Genomic DNA, 17,595 nt, shown 5'->3' with positions numbered 1-17,595 from the left:
TTTAGCAATCTATGGCGCTTTAATTTTAGTCAGCTTTCTGAGTAACTGAATTAACGTAGCATTGATCGATTGCTACATTAGTCAAGATTCCAATTCCACCACCTACAACTGCACCTACAGCTCCTAATGCTAGTTGAGTACCAATTCCAGCAGAAGACCCAATGATTAATGGAGCAAGAAAATATAATGCTAAAGCGCAAGTTATTGCAGCTACACTTATAACAGCCAGCTTTCTCGGACAAAAATTTTCTGGTGCCTCAGCACTAGATATAAATGATGATTTTACTAGATTTTTTCTACTTTCATGATCTAAAAAGCCACTCACTGTTCTCATTATAGGACGGGTAGAGCCGTCACCAGTCAAGTCAATTCTATCTTCCACTATATCATGAAGCTCTTTAACTTGAGCTTTATATTCATCCCAATAGTTTGATAACTCTTGTTGGTCATTGAGAAGATCTGGTTTATTTGAAGTTGTTAACCAGTGTGAGTCATGTTTCAAAATATATCGAATTGTAGCTTTCCCTATATCTATATGCCCTTCAGTAATTGCATACTTTAAAACACCTTCTGCTTTTTCCCTTCCAACATTAAGATCAGCACCAGCTTTTATCAATAATTCTACTATCTTTGGAGAATTATGAAATATAGCAATATCTAAAGGGACCATCTCATTACAATCTTTGATATTTAAGTTTGCTTTGTGTTCTATTAAATAACTTATAAATTTTAAGGTTTTATCAGATTTTTGATCGTCTATGTCTTTATGTCTGTAATATATTCTAATTGCAAAATTCAACGCAGTTTGACCCTTTAACGCACTACCACCAATAATTAAGTTCTGATAGCTTTTTACCTCTTGATTTATTAAGTTAACATCCGCACCGTTTTCTATTAAAGCCTTAGCTCCTTCGAAATTGCCTTGTGCAGTTTGCAGATGAAGTAAGTAACGACCAAGATGATCAGTTGCATTAGGATTTGCACCTTGTTCAATCAAATACCTTGCAATTTTATCATTAAATTTGTGATCATAAGTTGCAGATTCTAGTGGCTCAGGATTTTGCGATAACTCATCTTTAGCTATTAAGCTGTTAATCTGACAGATTGATTTTACTGACTCTAAATCTCTTCTTTTAACTGCCTTTGTGACTGCAGCGCTAAAGCTTATACCCTTTTCTATTAGATATTCGGCCATTTTGTTATTAGTAGAACACTTTAATAAATTTGTACCGCTTTGGGAATTAACCTCAGTGACAACATCTCGAATAATGGAACTATTTTCCTCAAAAATTGACTTTACTTTTTCTAAATCATTTTTGGTGACAGTATCAACAAGATCTTTTATTACAGCATTCACCCTCTCTTTTTTAGCTAAAATTTCTTTTAATTCTTCAGGGTTCATAAATACACCTCAACACACATAATAAAAAAGTATATCTAAATCAGAATTGCTTGTAAAGGATCTTTAGATATTATCTTGCCCAAAGGTTAATTTATTTTATAATCTTTTTGTATTCTAGAAATTTCAATTAAATGAACTGTTATAAAACTCACGAGTGTAATGAATTAAGGAAGAATGATGTAGAAAAGGAAGTTACTCTCTCTGGGTGGCTGTACCGTAAACGTGACCATGGTAACCTAATCTTTGTTGATTTAAGAGATTTTCATGGGATTACTCAGTTGGTATTCAATAACGATAAAGATTTTTTTGATGAAATTTCGAATTTAAAATCAGAAAGTGTGATTACTGTCACAGGAATAGTCAAAGCTAGAACTGAAGATACGGTAAATAGCTCTATTTCCACAGGAGAAATTGAAGTTATAGTTAGTAATTTACAAGTTGAATCTGAAGTTGAGTTCCACTGTGATGAAGAAATAGCAAAAGAAGAAAGGAGTATATTAGCAAGTATCGCCGGTGAGCAAGAATACCCAGAAAACATGAGATTTAAATATCGTTTTCTTGATTTAAGACGTGAAAAGGTTCGTAATAACATTATTCTACGTTCACAGATCATTTCAGAGCTCAGGAGGCTCATGATAGAGCAAGGATTCTTAGATATTCAAACTCCCATACTTACTGCCTCTTCTCCTGAAGGAGCACGTGATTATTTAGTGCCAAGCAGACTAAATCCTGGTAAATTCTATGCATTACCACAAGCTCCACAGATTTTTAAGCAGTTGCTTATGGTTTCAGGGTTTGATAAATATTTTCAAATTGCACCTTGTTTTCGTGATGAGGACGCAAGGGCTGACCGTTCTCCTGGGGAGTTTTATCAGCTAGATCTTGAAATGTCTTTTGTAACTCAAGAAGATATATTTCAGGTTATTGAATCTACCTTATATAAAGTGTTTGCCAAATTTTCTCGCAAATCAGTTGATAAAGATTTTCCACGTATTACATACAAAGAAGCAATGCTCAAATATGGATCTGATAAGCCAGATCTGCGTAATCCATTATTAATCAGCGATGTTACAGAGATTTTCCGTGATTCAGAGTTCAATATTTTCAAAAGCAATATCGAGCGAGGTATGGTAGTCAGAGCCATCCCTGCTCCTAAAACAGCAGAGGAACCACGCAGTTTTTTTGATAAAAAAATAGAACATGCGCAAAAAGAATTCGGTGCTAAAGGTCTTGGATATATAACGTTTGATAAAGATGGCATCGCAAAAGGGCCAATTGCTAAATTCCTCGATGACAATAGGCTAAATTCCATAAAAGAAATAACGAATGTAAAGCCCGGAGATAGTGTATTTTTTGCTTCTGATAAGGAAAATGAAGCAGCAACAATTGCAGGGAAAGTGCGCACTCTTTTAGGTTCAGAATTGGGATTAATAGATGACGATATCTTCAAATTCTGTTGGATTATTGATTTTCCATATTTTGTATATGACGATAAGAGCAAAAAAATAGATTTCTTTCACAACCCATTCTCTATGCCACATGGTGGCTTGAAAGATTTAGAAGAAAAAGATCCGCTGGATATCCTTGCTTACCAATATGATCTTGTTTGCAATGGAATAGAGCTGTCAAGTGGAGCAATTCGTAATAACAAACTGAATATTATGTACAGAGCTTTTGCCATTGCAGGCTACAGTAAAGAGGAAGTTGATACAAAATTTGGCGCGCTTGTGCGTGCATTCAGGTTTGGAGCGCCACCTCATGGTGGAATAGCGCCAGGGGTTGATAGAATGGTTATGCTACTTGCAGATGAGCCGAATATTCGTGAAGTAATCTGTTTTCCTATGAATCAGCAAGGAGAAGATGTTCTAATGGGCGCTCCTTCTAAAGTAGATGATAAGCATTTACGTGAGTTGTCTTTAAAGGTTGTTGAATAAAGTTGTATATAACTTGAGTTTAGGTGGGGAAAAAACAAGAATATTGAATTCTGTTAAAGTAGTGCTAGGCCCTAGCACTACTTTATAGTTTTAGGATATCAAAAAGTTTGGTCTAGCGGGACTTGGCCCTCTATTCCGTTTACTTCTCCTTGAGAGGTGTAATTCCAATAAGTATAGTTTTTACCCGCATCCTTCCAATCTTTAGGTAATTCAGGCTCCGATCTTCCTCTCCAATCAGCAACCCATAATGGGTAGTGAGAAAAATTATGTTCTTCTTGTGTATAGTAATCATTCCACGTTTTTGGTGAAGCATATACAATTGGACTGTATCCTTTTTCATTCAATTGAGTCAATAAAGAATGAAGTTTTTCGGCTCTCTGTGTGTTAGTGTGTTTTGTAGGATCATCACATTTTGTTGTTCTTCCTTCGCAAATACCAGTTGTAGCACTAACAGCTAACTTATTTGTACCTGGCTCAAAATTAGCTTTTTTAAGTTCGTTAACTATGTTATTCAACTGACCTTCAGGTGTTGAGGTCATCCTAAATACGTGATATGCCCCAGCTTGCACATTATTATCTTTCATACTTTGAAAATTTTGTCCAAATTTAGTGTCTTGAAAAGTTTCTCCCTCAGTTGCTTTGGCAAATGCAAACCTTACCTCATCCTTTGCAACTTTCAACCAATCAATCTCTCCATTCCAATGAGATACGTCTATACCTTTTTCACTCATACTAACCTCATAATTACAATAAATGTTGAATATAGAATATAATAGTGAAAATTTAATGAATATCTTGTGAGCATATTGTAAACAATTTTATACTAAAACAGTTACAAAGTTCTAAACTACAATCTATAGACAAAAATACTTGTTATTAGTAAGTTAAATTATAGTGAGTTAAAAATTATGAGCGATATTCAAAAAGCAATACTATCAAGTATAATCTGCAATATGATTATATGGTATGAAATAACTCTGTTTGGAGTTTTGACGCATATAATAAGTGACGTTTTTTTTTCATCAGAAAGCGACTACATAAAAAAAATCAAATTCCTTGGCAGTTTTGCAATTGGCTTTGGATTTAGACCACTTGGTGCGTTTATTTTTGGTTACATTGGAGATAAGTATGGCAGGAGGAAAATTTTACTGACTTCCGTAATATTAGCTTCGATATCGTCTACTGCAATTGCGGTTATACCTAGCTTTAGAGAAATAGGAATATTTTCTCCTATACTGCTTCTGTTTTGTAGGATAGTACAAGGAATGGCAGCAGGTGGAGAAACAAGTGTTAACTCTGCTTTTTTAATAGAGCATTCAAGCGATAAAAAAAATCTAGGATTCTTAGGGAGCATGAAAGCGTTTAGTGGTGCTCTCGGTTCTATCACATGCTTTGTAATGATAGCTATTTGCAAAAAGTTTACAGGTGAAAATTATGAAATTTGGGGCTGGAGGTTGCCCTTCTATTTCTGCTTCATTATGGGCATAATAGGCTTTTTAACAAGATATATAATGGAAGAGAGCTTAGCATATAAAATTCATGATCAAAATAGAAGCTTATCTGATTCTCCATTTTTAGAATTAATCAAAACCTACAAAAAAGCATTTATATTAGCAATTGGGCTTGGTATCGCTCAAAATGCAATCGTTTATTCGGTAATAATGTTTTATAACATATCTGTAAAAGCGCTTACTCTGTCAGGTATTGATATTAAAAATGTAGTAAGGATTATAGTTGAAATTACATTTGGAACGTCCGCAGTGCTATTTGCAATACTGTCTGATAAAATTGGAAGAAAAAATGTAATGATTCCTACATTAGTAGCTCTAGCTTGCGCCGGTTTGCCGGTACTTTCGCTATTATCAAATGATAACCACTATATTGTCACGCTCTCTTTTCTGTTGATAAGTGTGCCGATAGGTGCATCTTTTGGAATATATAATTCTCTTGCCTGCGAGTTATTTCCAACAAAAGTTAGGTGCACCGGCTTTAGCCTCGCACATAACATATCTGCAGGTATTTTTGGCGGCCTTTCTCCATCGATATGCATGTGGCTTATAGAAAAAACCGAAACAAAACTTGCCGCAGGGATTTACCTTACTGTTTGTGCATTGATTAGCCTAATATCTGTACTTCAAATTAAAGCCAAAGACAAAAAAATTGATTGGTGAAATCGCTTTAGTCAAAAGATAGCGCTTCAATAGATTTTTCGATATGTTTAGGGACAGGAGCAGTAATAGTGACTTCTTTATTATTTGGCAATTTTAAAGACAAAGAATATGAATGTAGGTGAATCTGATTTGCTACTCCATCAATAAAAGCTTTTTTACCGCCATATTTACCGTCACCAAGAATAGGACAATTTATATGAGCTAAATGTGCACGTAATTGATGAGTTCTGCCAGTAATTGGTTGTAATTTTAAATAAGCAACATTATGTTTTAACCTTGCTATAATTAAAAAATGCGTAGTGGCATTTTGAGGTGAATCTTCATCAACGACTACTTTTTCTTGCCCTGAAATATATTTTTTCACCAACGGATAGTCTATTGTTCCATTATCTTTGCTCGGTATACCAAAAGTTAATGCTAGGTAAGTTTTTTTTATCCTCCGTCCTTTAAATTCTTCCATAAGGTATTTGGCAACGCTGGCATTGCGTGCGAATATTATTACTCCGCTTGTATCCCTATCCAGCCTGTGAACAATTTTAAATATTTCTCTCTCTCTTATTTGGTCAAGTAAATCACTAATGCTAATTTTTACCTTTATGCCGCCTTGAACAATGACCCCTGCGGGTTTGTTTATAGCTAGTATATATTCGTCTTCATATAATATGTTCTCTCTTAGTAGATTCACTAACTTTTCATTATATTTGCAGTCAGAATTAGTGTTCTCAATATAGTCTAAGTATCTTATCATTATAGTTTGCCCAGAGCTTACCCTATCGCTGGATTTTGCCGTGCAATTATCAACCTTGATTAATCCTTTCCTTAAAGACTTCTCAATTGCAGATTGTTTCAAATTGGGAAAAATTCTTCTAATGTACCTATCGAGCCTAACATTATTGTCTTCTACTAATATGGTTTTGATACCTTCTGACATCTTACTTATAAAAATTTTATTGTGTAAACTAAAATCTAACATACCTAATGTACTTCTCAGTTTCAGCTACTTGCATCGAGTGCTACGTGCTGGAATTTAGAGGATTATTTAACTATTTATAACGGCTTCATATTTTCCTACAGCTGAGTAAAGTGGTAACAATGATAGTTTCTCGATCATAGAGAGGTGAGTATTAGGCTCTTTAGTACTAGGGCCTTGACACGCTTCAGTGTTAGGCCCTAACTTCATACACTCAATGCCGTTAGCTAAAGATGTTACTCTTCTTACATTAACATTTTTAGTGCGATATGACCACCTGCAAGGACTATGTAATATTTGTTCTTTTACTCCATCCATTTCAGCTGAACACGCTTTAGTGTTAGTCTCTAACTGCACACATTTAATGTGGTCAGTTATAAATGCTACTCCTTTTTCATTAAGTTTAGCGTTATACTGTAATTGTTCAATTTGATTAGCTTGATCTCTTATCATACGTTCAAAGCTGATAGATAGATTATGTGATTCTATTTCTCTCAACATATGTGATTCTATGTGTTGCACTGTCATTAATTTTTTGTTTCTGAGTATACTTGATTCTAAGTTAAGCCGCGTAAGTATATCTAGTGCTCTTTGTTCTGCTTCCACTAGAAGATTACTTATGCCTTGATGTTCAGCTAAATCTCTTACAGTTTCACCACAGTGATCAGGCAATAAAGTACTTGCGCCATAACATAGTAAAGTCATTACTACTATCCAGTGTCTATGTTCGAAAGCATAAGCTAAAGGAGATTGCCCTGAGCTATCCTGTGCATTAACATTTGCTCCATATAAAATTAAGGTCCTTACTACTTCCGCATGGCCACCTTTGGCAGCTTTATGTAAAGCAGTTGATTCTAAATCGTCACGTGCATTAGCATTTATTCCAGATTCTAATAGAGCATGTACCATTAGTGTATCACCATGTCCGGCAGCACAACGTAAAAACTCAGCTACCATCAATTTCATCACATCCTTCCATATTCCAAGTTGTGTTATAGTAGTTACTGCTTCTAGATAATTATATGGACAAATAGAAAGTAATATTTTCTGTGGATCATTTGTCTCAATACTTGCTCCATGGGCTATTAGATAATTCATTACTTTTCTATTGCCTTTTGTGGCAGCACAATTAAAAGGAGTCCATCCCCATGCATCCTTATGGTTAACATTTGCTTCATAGTTTATTAAGAGCTCTACTGCTTCCACATTATCATTCGTAGCAGCAATATGTAAGGGAGATCGCCCAATTAACTTATCCTCTATATCAACACTTGCTCTATATCGTGATGTGGCCTGTAATAGGATCTCTAATATTAATGTATTATTCTTTGCAGCAGCCCAATATAAAGGACTCCATCCAAATACATCTACTATCTCAATATTTTCAACAATATTCTTATCATTTTTTATTATACAATTCACCATTGCTTCATCAACATTTGCAACAGCAATATGTAAAGGAGTAAGTTTAAGCGCTCCATTCTTCTTAACATCTGCTCCATTCTCCATTAAGTACTTTGCTACTTCTTCATGGCCATTATCGGCAGCCTTATATAAAGCAGTCAATCTCGCTAGATCCTCTGCATTAACATCTGCATTATTTTTTACTAAGATTTTTGTTATTTCTATATCGCCATTTACAGCTGGCTGATATAAAGTAGTTCGTTGAGATGAATCCAACTGATTAACATTTGCCCCTTTTTCTATTAGCTTGCGTGCTACTTCTGTGTTCCTATCTTCAACAGCCCAATGTAAAGCAGTCCATTCGGAAAACGGACTTGGTGCATTAATATCGATTCCTTTTACTTTAAGCATAGCATTTATTAAATTGTTCAGCTTAAAATCAATAGCTAAATACAATAACGTGTATGAAAAGCGTTCATGCAAACAATCTACTTTAAACCAATGATTTACATCAAACTTATTTTTCTCCCACTCTCTATACACATTTTTACTTGCTCTCTTTAGTGCCTTTAGTGTCTCTAATATCTTTCCTACATCTAGCATCACTGGTACCTTTTCTGAGATCTTTCGTGCATTTAGCACATCCTCTAGCGCCACTGCTTTTGATTCTTCTGATGTCTCTTGTACACCTAACCTTTTTAGCATTCTTTTTACCATCTGTTGAGCATTTGATACCCTTGACTCCTTTAGTATCTTTTTTGCTTCTTCTTTTGTCTGCGGTACATTTACCACCTTTAGTCTCTTTTTTAATGGCTCTTGTGTCTCTTGTACTCTTGGAATCTTGCTTGGTACTTCTAATCCATGCGATATCTCTTCTAACATTCTTAATATTTCTGCTTGCCCTAGTATCTTTACTTCCTTTAATAGCTCTTTTATTCTTTCAATTACATTGTCTTCACTTAAATTTACCTCTTGATCAATTACACCTAATATTATGTTCCACTGTTCATATGTCATTACCATGGCTTTACCTCATACTATAGAGTATTTTTTGATGCTATATATTATGGTAGAATAGTCAACGCATTTTCCATAGCGTAACTTGAGAGTCTAAAAGGACTGTTATTAACTTACAGAAAACCAAGCTTGCCTGAAATCACTTAATTGATTATAATCATAGCTTTTAAGGCAGTAAAATGACAGCTTTTTTTCCTTTGGTTATTTTTTTAATCTTATACCTTGGAAGTGGTGTCTATTTTTTCTTTATTGGAATTGATAATCCGCTTCGCCAAGTTTCACCGGTAATTTGCCTACTACCGGCGCTATTTTTTGCTGTTGCATGCAGTGCAGGTAAAATTCAACGTCACATCGATACTGTCATCGAGGGTATGGGCGATAAAAACACCCTTACTATGTGTTTAACTTTTCTATTTTCTGGAGCATTTTCTGTGGTGACTCAATCAATTGGTAGTGCAGATACTGTTGCTGATTTAATTCTCAAATTCCTTCCAGCAAGATTACTACTGCCTGGAGTATTTTTGGCTTCCGCTTTTATATCAACTGCAATTGGTACGTCTATGGGAGTTGTTGTATTAATGGTACCAATAGCTGTTAACTTAGCAAAAAATGGGGCTTTTGGTCTTGAAATAGGAACTGCAACTGTAGTTGGAGGTGCCGTATTTGGTGATAATCTTTCAATGATATCTGACACTACTATTGCATCTGTTTCTTCACAGGGGGCCACGATAAAGGATAAACTTAAAGTGAATTCTAAAGTAGCATTTGTTGCCAGCATTATAACGCTTGTCTATCTGGCAATTATGGCAGATAGTACAAAAATTATTCCTACATCAAATTTAGATTATTTATCAGTAATAAAGATTATTCCTTATATTTCTTTAATAATCATGGGGTTATTTGAAGTTACTACTTTAGTAACAATAACTATAAATATAATTGTTGCTAGTGTATTAGGGATGGCTTTTTTTGACTATACTATCATTCAACTCTCTCATGACATATATGACGGTTTCAAAAAAGTAAACGAGATAGTGATATTTGCTCTATTTATTGGCGGATTGAGTCATATAATGTACAAGCAGGGTCAAAAGGCATTACACAAACTTATCGATGAAAGCAATATCACAAAAACTAAAGCTGAATTTGTAATAGCGGGCATAGCATCTATGTTTACTGTTTTAGTTGCTAATAATACCATTGCTATTTTATTAAGTGGCGATATTGCAAAAAGGCTCGCGCAAAAGCATAATATTCCGTCATACCGTAGTGCATACTTGTTAGACATTTTTGCTTGCGTTACAAAAGGCATTTTGCCTTATGGTTCCCAGCTGCTGCTAGCAGGTAGCATTGCTTCTGTCTCACCTATTTCTTTGTTAACACAAGTTTATTACTGCTTTATTTTAGCAGCAGTTACAGTAGGTGAAATAATCATCAATGGCAGACGTTGCGCGGCTACAACTTAATGTACGAAGATTTCTCTTCATATTACATTTTTGTGCCCATAAGAAACGAGTTGCCATTTTCATCAGCTACTTGGATAATAGATATATTCACAAAATTGTTCCATTTTTCTCAATAGATTTTGGTTTTCTTTTCCCCTTATTAGCAGAGCATAAAACTTAGCTTTTTAATAAATCTCATTTTAACTCCAATACACTAACTATGAAACAATCTATATTGCCATCAAAAACGGAATTTATATTGCCAACTTCATGTCCAGTCCTTAAATCCTTTACCATTTGATATGGATGCATAACATACGATCTGATCTGACTGCCCCAACCTATATCGCATTTCTTGCCATATTCTTCGGCCATTTTCTGTTCTTTTTTTTCCAATTCAATTTGATATAAACGTCCTTTAAGTAGTTTAAGTGCTTCATCTTTATTTTTATGTTGAGAACGACCATTTTGGCATTGAGCTACAACGCCTGTTGGAATATGCGTAATACGTACCGCGCTTTCAGTCTTATTGACATGCTGACCACCTGCTCCAGAAGCACGGTAAGTGTCGATCTTTAAATCCTTTTCATCCACAACAATATCTATTGAATCTTCAATCACTGGAGTTACTCCTACACTTGCAAAACTGGTATGACGTTTACCATTTGCATCAAATGGTGATATTCTAACCAATCTATGAACTCCACTTTCGCTTTTTGCCCACCCGTAAGCTTTTTCTCCGATGATCTTTATTGTTGTAGATTTTATACCAACTGCATCACCATCTAATTTTTCTACAACTTCAACTTTAAAATTGTGATAAATTTCTGCCCATCTTGTATACATGCGCATGAGCATCTCAGTCCAATCATTGCTCTCTGTTCCACCGGCTCCTGAGTGGATTTCTAAAAAGCAGTTATTGTTATCTGCTTCACCAGTAAATAAGGATTCTGTCTCTTTAAGTTTGATTAATTTCTCTAGCTTTACTAACTCACCTTTAACTTCAGAAAAAAATTCTTCATCATTCTCATCAATAGCAGATTTCATCAAGCTGATAGAATCGTTGTAATCGCTTTCTAGCTTTGAAAACGATTCTATTTCATGCTTAATTTTAGAGCGTTCTTTTAAAATCTCTTGTGCTTTTTGATTATCTTGCCACAGATTATCATTCGACGCTTGAGAATCCAGCTCTTCAAGACGCAACTTCAATTTTTCTATGTCAAAGACACCTCCTGATAAGAGAAATACTTTTATTTAAGCCTTGAAAGTATTCAAGGATTTCTGGATGGGTTTTCATTATACTTTAGACTTTAATATATTTATTATCACTAACAATAACAGCAAACAAAATAGAAATTTAACCATATAATAGTTAATTCAAAATAATTTTATTATACTTGAATGTTCAATAAAATCAAGTGTGTATATTTATTAAAAAAATAAGGTAAAGTAATGAATATTAAAACAAGTTCTCATTATGGTTTAGACAAAAAGGCTATTGATGATTTAATAGAGTCTCTCGATAATCAAGAATTAGAGAATGTTCGTAATATTGTAAAAACGATAGATAGCGTTCAGTTAGCTTATTTTTTATCTACTTCGATCAATGATCACAGGGAGAAATTAGTTAATATCCTCGATCAACATTTGTTAAGTGATGCCTTAGTACATGTAGTACCAGATTTACAAGTAGAGATCATAGAAATATTGGGAATAGAAAATACAGCAAAGTTACTAATGCTTCTTGATATAGAAGACATAGTAGCTATAGTGAAAGATTTAGATAGAAAGTCTATAGAAAATATACTTAACTACTTACCCAATGCAACTCAAAAATTAGTAGAGGAATTGTTATCATACCCAGAAGAAAGTGCAGGAAGGTTGATACATAAAAATATGGTTATAGCTCCATATTATTGGACGATAAATCAGCTAATGGAATTCTTGCGCAACTATAAAAAAATACCAGAAACATTTTATCAAATTTTCATCATTAACTCAAAATTAGAACCCATAGGCATTTTCAACTTAAATAAGGTAATATCTCACTCAGGAGAAACAATAATAAAAGAGATAATGAGTCAAGATATAAAAATAATTAAAACTGGAATGGACCAAGAAGAAGTAGCAAGAATATTTAAAGATTACTCTCTATTATCAGCTCCAGTAGTAAATAAGAATGGTAAAATTATAGGTGTAATCCTTATTGAAGATGTAATCAAAATTGTTCAACAAGAAGCAGAAGAGGATGTGCTTAAAATAAGCGGTGTATCTTCTAAATCTGATATAAATGCCCCTATACATAAAACTATAATTAAAAGACTACCTTGGTTACTGTTTAACCTCTTAGCTGCAACAATATGTTCTATAGTAGTTGGCTTTTTCGATAACGTAATACAAAGTTTTATAGTACTGCCAATAATTATGCCAATCATTGCATCGATGAGCGGAAATGCAGGATCCCAAACAGTAACACTAACTATCCGGGCAATCGCAACAAAATATCTAACTGAGCAAAATGCAAAAAGAATACTGATGAAAGAATTTTTAATAGGTCTTATAAATGGAGTGATTTTATCTACAATTTCGCTCGTAGTATTAGCAATAAGGTTCCATAGTTTAAAAGTAGAGATCATTTTCGTAGTTTCCATGATTGCAATGTCGATCATTGCAACATTTATCGGCACTTTTATTCCTATAATGCTTCATCGTTTAAGATCCGATCCTGCTGTTTCGTCTTCAATCTTAACATCAGCAACAACTGATATTCTCTCAGCTCTTATATTTTTTGGTCTAGCCACGATCTTTTTATTAAATAGCTGAATCTTGCTATATAAAAATTGCTTTACAAGCTTTAACTGCCACGTTATCATTACTCACAGGTGCATTGAAGAAGAAAAATAACAGTCGATAAAGAAGTAAAAGTACATGAAACTGAGCTGCTTTAGTTTTAAAATAAAAACTAAAATAAGATGCTAAAGTATGCAAAAAAATTCTTGCTTTGCTAGATCTTTTTAGCTACAATGCAGTCTAACGTAATGAAAACATGAGGTGTGAGTCAGATGCATTGTATTATGTATATCACTCAGAAAGCAATTCTCGATTTTTTAAGAATATATCTAATTTAGTCAGAAGTCAAAAGAAAAGCACACTGTTACTCAGCAATTAAAGTTACCTAGGATTACCGTAAGGTTTCTACAGTAAATTTGTAGAGCAGTTTAGTACAGCTGTATAAGAATCAAATGAATTAGATATTAAAACCAATCTTCAGAAAAGAGATTTACGGTAAAATAATCAAGTATGAATATTAAAATATAGGGGGTTTTATGTTAGGTAAAGGAAATAAAGGAGAACGAGTAGCAGATGATCGAATTGATTATGTAGATGATGAGTCAACAATAGGAGCAAAAGGAGGTCTTGATCATGAAGATAGATTATCTAGTGGAGAACTTCAGTGTGGACCAAGTCAAGAGAGTCTTGGAGTAACAAGATCTTCATCTATAAGCAGCGGTAGTGTATGGTATAGCGCATCGAATGATACAGCCAATGTTATAAGTCTTACAGATAATGAAGTAGTGGAAAAAGCAACTTTTTTTGTTAAGACTTTTGTTAAAGAATTCGAGGAAAAATTATCTAAATATTTTGAGGAGGCAGAACCAGATTCAAATATACAAAAAATAAGTAAAGTTTCAGCCAGCTTTAATTCTATTTTGAATAATACTATTCCAGCAAGTCCACTAAAATTATTTAGTGTTAAAGTTAATGAGAGTATCAATTATTGTGTTATAGGAAAACAGCATAAGAAAAGAGCGAAAAATATTTTTACAATAATTATACCTTGCTACAAAGCTGAAATGAGAGAGATTTTAGTAAAAGCTGGCTTAGAAATTTTTCACAGGTTTGAGGAACCATTCATAAAGGTTGTAGATATCAATCCCTCTTTTTATCATAGGAGAGTTAAGAAGTTAGCAATAGATGCTGTACATAGAACAATGAATTACCTTTTAACTTCTGAGGAACAAGACTTTTCTGTTGATCTTATAACACAAGGTGTTGTTCTAGATAAGTCAAAAAAGAAAGGATATTTTACGCGTCCTGGATATGAAATAAAAGATGAGCAAGGTGGTGAAAGTTTAGTAACCTCAGAATTGTATGAATGGGTAGGAATAAAGAAAAAAGAAGAAGATGAAACTGTTAATTATTATCAATATAATTCTGAGGAACATAATCTAGAGGAATATAGATGTGCTGAAAAATACGGCTATCGGCTTCCCTTTGAATGGGAGTTAAGAAAGTGGGAAGAGGTAAAACAAAAGTATGTATCCATTAAAGCACCCATAGAAGGATATGTGTATATTTTAAATGATGAAAAAAAAGAAGAATTAGCTCGTTTTATATTAAAGGAGATTAATGGACAAGATCCTGTGAAAAGGAAAGATATAGAAGATGTAAAAGAACATCTTAGAAAACAAGATGAAGATAGGCGTCAATTTTCCTATAGTTTTGGCAAGACACCAGAAAATTTCATTGAAAGAAAAGAGGTGGTAAAAAATTTGAACCTAAGGTTACACAGTAGTAGTCAAGAAGTAAAAATGTCACGAGTAGTCTTAATTAGTGGGAAGTCTGGAATAGGGAAAAGCGAACTTGCTAGAGGCTATGGGTTTAGTGAAAGGCGTAAGGGTACTTGGGCAAGGATTATGTGGATAGATGCCTCGTCATATAACAAGCTTTCAAATTCATTTCATGGGTTGGCTGAAAGGTTAGGGATTTCTAGAAAAAGTGAGCAAAGGAGAGAGAGAAACATTAAATCTATTGTCGAGGATGTATATGAGTATCTTCAAGACACAAAAAGTTTGTTTGTTTTCGATGATGCTAGTAGTTATAAGGAGATTGAAAATTTTTTGCCATCAAGCTTTCCTGTTTTTTCTAATAGAGAAAAACCTTACGTTTTAATTACTTCTCCTAACAAGAATTGGAAAGAAGAAATAGAAGATATAGAAGAAATAAAGTTGGGTAATTTAAAAAAAGAAGAAGCCGAGGAATTTACTCGAAAAGCCTTAGGGGAAGATGAATCACAAGGTAAATCTATATCAGAGTTAATAGAAGAGTTTAATTGTTTTCCATTAGATTTGAAAGCAGCAACATCATGCATTAAACAAAAAGGTCTTAGTATTAGAGAATATCTGGAGGAATATAGAGTAGCTCAGCAATCAAAAACTGATTTTTTGGAGACACAAGTTGTTAATAAAAAATCTTTTAAAGCTTTGAAGGTTAACATTGATAAAATAAAAGAAGAAAAAAATGTTGGACAGCAAGCATATGTTATTTTAGTATTCATGGCTTACCTGGACCCTAATCAAATTAATACAAAAGAAATTTTTTTCAAGAGGGAATCAAAAGAAAATCAACAAAGGGTTTTGAATGCACTTGATCTACTTAATCAGTTCTCATTGATTGGATTAGAGAAAGGGATAGCAAAAATTCATCAAGAAGTACAAAAAATTATAAGGTTAGAGCAAAGAAAAGAAAAAAGAGAAGAAGAATTTTTAAGAAAAATAATGACATCATTGATGAATAATAACTGTAAAAATGTAAGCCATATCATATCCATTTGGAATTATGCAAGTGAATATAAAAAGTTAGTTAATGAATTTATTGAATCTGATTATTATGGAATGAATATCTTACATTTTCTGGCCATAGATGATAATGAAGAAGTTATTAAGCTTATATTCGAGAATGTAGATCTAAGTAAATTAAGTAAAATTGTTAATATCGGTGATAAAGATGGATCTACTCCTTTAGAATATGCTGTTATATATGGTCATTTAGCGTTAGTTAAATACTTTATAGGAAAAGGGGCTAATTTTAAGGTAAGTGATGACCCGAGCCTTACCCTTTTAGACTGTGCTGCTCTCCATAATCGACTAGAAATAGTTAGGTATTTTATTGATAACGAACATTTTCAGTTTGATAGTACTGTTTTATACTATGCTATTGAAAATAATTGCTTAGAGGTCGTTAGATACTTTATAGAGGAAGAAGAGATTTGTATAAATTTACAAGATGGAGAAGGTAAAGGTTATTTGCACTATGCTGTTGAACATAATTCCTTGGAGATTTTTGAGTACCTTCTAGCGTACGGGGCTACAGTAGATTTACAGGATGAGGATGGTATGACTCCTTTGCATTTTGCTGCTAAAAATGGTAGATTAAGCATGCTTAAATCCCTTATAAAGAAAAAAGCTGTAATAGAGGTACCGAACAAAGATGCTATGACTCCTTTGCATTTTGCTGCTATATATGGTTACCTAGGAATTGTTCGCTACCTTGTAGGTCATGGAGCTGGTATAAATCTAAAGGATAAGAATGGTATGACTCCTTTGCATTTTGCTGCTATGTATGGTTACCTAGGAATTGTTCGCTACCTTGTAGAGCATGGAGCTGATATAAATTTACAGAATGAAGATCATATGACTCCTTTGCACCTTGCTGATATATATGGTCACTCAAGCACTGTTCGCTACCTTGTAATGAATAACGTTAATACGAATCTAGAGGATATTAGTAATAATATTCCTCAGAACTACGATGTTAAGTTTCATTGCTACGACAGCGCTAGGTGCCTTTTTTCTTTAGAACAAGGAGCTAATGTGAAACTTGAACTCAACGATGATTTGTACCATTATACTACCAATTATTACCCAAGTAGTATTTGTTGCTATCAACCTCAATCTACTGTGTACTCAGCTCCATACTTAAAAACACAATCACATAAAAGAAACCTAGAGACATTTGATGAACATACACTACCTAAAAAAAGAAAATTAAAAAATATAAGTGAAGCATTGCAATTTGAAGATAAAAGCATAGTTAACTTAACTCATAGGTCACCTATATCTTCATTTAACAGCGTCTCTGTACAACCTGCAAACAAGGACTTAAGACTATAATTTTACAGTAAGCTATTTAATTTTATGAGGGGAATTTCAAAAAAACAGAGAAATAAAGTAATAAATTGATATAAATTCGCGTAGAACAAGTGGTAGATCAACACATTCCAAGAAAAACACTTCTCACGTCTCTTGATTTTGAGCGCTGGAAATGGTTATTTTATTGTCCCAAACTTGGGACAATAAAATAGCCTAAAGATACAATATCTATAAAAGTTACTTGTATTATCGATTTCATTTACTAATATATAATAAAATCTAATATGATCTTAAATTTAAATATAAAATAAGTAATTAAC

General features: G+C 33.6%; 10 protein-coding genes. 5 read left to right on the top strand and 5 right to left on the bottom strand.

Going from position 1 to position 17,595, the window contains the following annotated elements; all coding sequences use genetic code 11:
• Window positions 1-25 precede the first annotated feature (25 nt).
• On the bottom strand, window positions 26-1,402 hold the full coding sequence (locus ABWU65_RS00585) for an ankyrin repeat domain-containing protein (protein ID WP_353280072.1): 1,377 nt from the start codon (window positions 1,400-1,402) through the stop codon (window positions 26-28).
• A gap of 131 nt (window positions 1,403-1,533) precedes the next feature.
• Between ABWU65_RS00585 and aspS the strand changes: the two genes are divergently transcribed.
• A complete protein-coding gene (gene aspS, locus ABWU65_RS00580) occupies window positions 1,534-3,336 on the top strand; it encodes an aspartate--tRNA ligase (protein WP_012481816.1) in 1,803 nt (600 codons plus the stop codon).
• Between the two features lie 98 nt (window positions 3,337-3,434).
• Here the strand turns inward: aspS and ABWU65_RS00575 are convergent, their stop codons facing one another.
• Window positions 3,435-4,067 (bottom strand): glycoside hydrolase family 25 protein, encoded by a 633-nt coding sequence (locus ABWU65_RS00575; protein WP_007302899.1) that lies wholly within the window; start codon window positions 4,065-4,067, stop codon window positions 3,435-3,437.
• Window positions 4,068-4,244: 177 nt separating this feature from the next.
• Here ABWU65_RS00575 and ABWU65_RS00570 point away from each other — a divergent pair, with 177 nt between their 5' ends.
• Window positions 4,245-5,507 (top strand): MFS transporter, encoded by a 1,263-nt coding sequence (locus ABWU65_RS00570; RefSeq protein ID WP_264685419.1) that lies wholly within the window; start codon window positions 4,245-4,247, stop codon window positions 5,505-5,507.
• A gap of 7 nt (window positions 5,508-5,514) precedes the next feature.
• On the opposite strand, the gene ABWU65_RS00565 is transcribed toward ABWU65_RS00570, so the two are convergent.
• Window positions 5,515-6,438, bottom strand: coding sequence for an RluA family pseudouridine synthase (locus ABWU65_RS00565; RefSeq protein ID WP_007302901.1), 924 nt, complete (start codon window positions 6,436-6,438; stop codon window positions 5,515-5,517).
• A 108-nt stretch (window positions 6,439-6,546) separates the two neighbouring features.
• Entirely contained in the window at window positions 6,547-8,898 is a 2,352-nt protein-coding gene (locus tag ABWU65_RS00560; RefSeq protein ID WP_353280070.1) for an ankyrin repeat domain-containing protein, read from the bottom strand.
• Between the two features lie 179 nt (window positions 8,899-9,077).
• Here ABWU65_RS00560 and ABWU65_RS00555 point away from each other — a divergent pair, with 179 nt between their 5' ends.
• Entirely contained in the window at window positions 9,078-10,364 is a 1,287-nt protein-coding gene (locus ABWU65_RS00555) for a Na+/H+ antiporter NhaC family protein (protein ID WP_052264662.1), read from the top strand.
• 174 nt (window positions 10,365-10,538) lie between these two features.
• Here the strand turns inward: ABWU65_RS00555 and prfB are convergent.
• A protein-coding gene (gene prfB / locus ABWU65_RS00550; RefSeq protein ID WP_230440360.1) for a peptide chain release factor 2 occupies window positions 10,539-11,640 on the bottom strand; the annotation gives its coding sequence in 2 pieces (ribosomal slippage) (window positions 10,539-11,573 and window positions 11,575-11,640; 1,101 coding nt in all).
• A gap of 155 nt (window positions 11,641-11,795) precedes the next feature.
• Between prfB and mgtE the strand changes: the two genes are divergently transcribed.
• Both mgtE and ABWU65_RS00540 read left to right on the top strand, forming a co-directional pair.
• On the top strand, window positions 11,796-13,166 hold the full coding sequence (gene mgtE, locus ABWU65_RS00545) for a magnesium transporter (RefSeq protein WP_007302783.1): 1,371 nt from the start codon (window positions 11,796-11,798) through the stop codon (window positions 13,164-13,166).
• Window positions 13,167-13,669: 503 nt separating this feature from the next.
• Window positions 13,670-17,296, top strand: a complete 3,627-nt coding sequence (locus tag ABWU65_RS00540) for an ankyrin repeat domain-containing protein (RefSeq protein WP_353280068.1) — start codon at window positions 13,670-13,672, stop codon at window positions 17,294-17,296.
• Window positions 17,297-17,595 lie beyond the last annotated feature (299 nt).

This window comes from Wolbachia endosymbiont (group B) of Silvanus unidentatus, from assembly GCF_964028615.1.
In the GTDB taxonomy this organism is placed as follows: domain Bacteria; phylum Pseudomonadota; class Alphaproteobacteria; order Rickettsiales; family Anaplasmataceae; genus Wolbachia.
The sequence above is the reverse complement of the archived record's forward strand: the minus strand, read 5'-3'. Positions and strand labels throughout refer to the sequence as shown.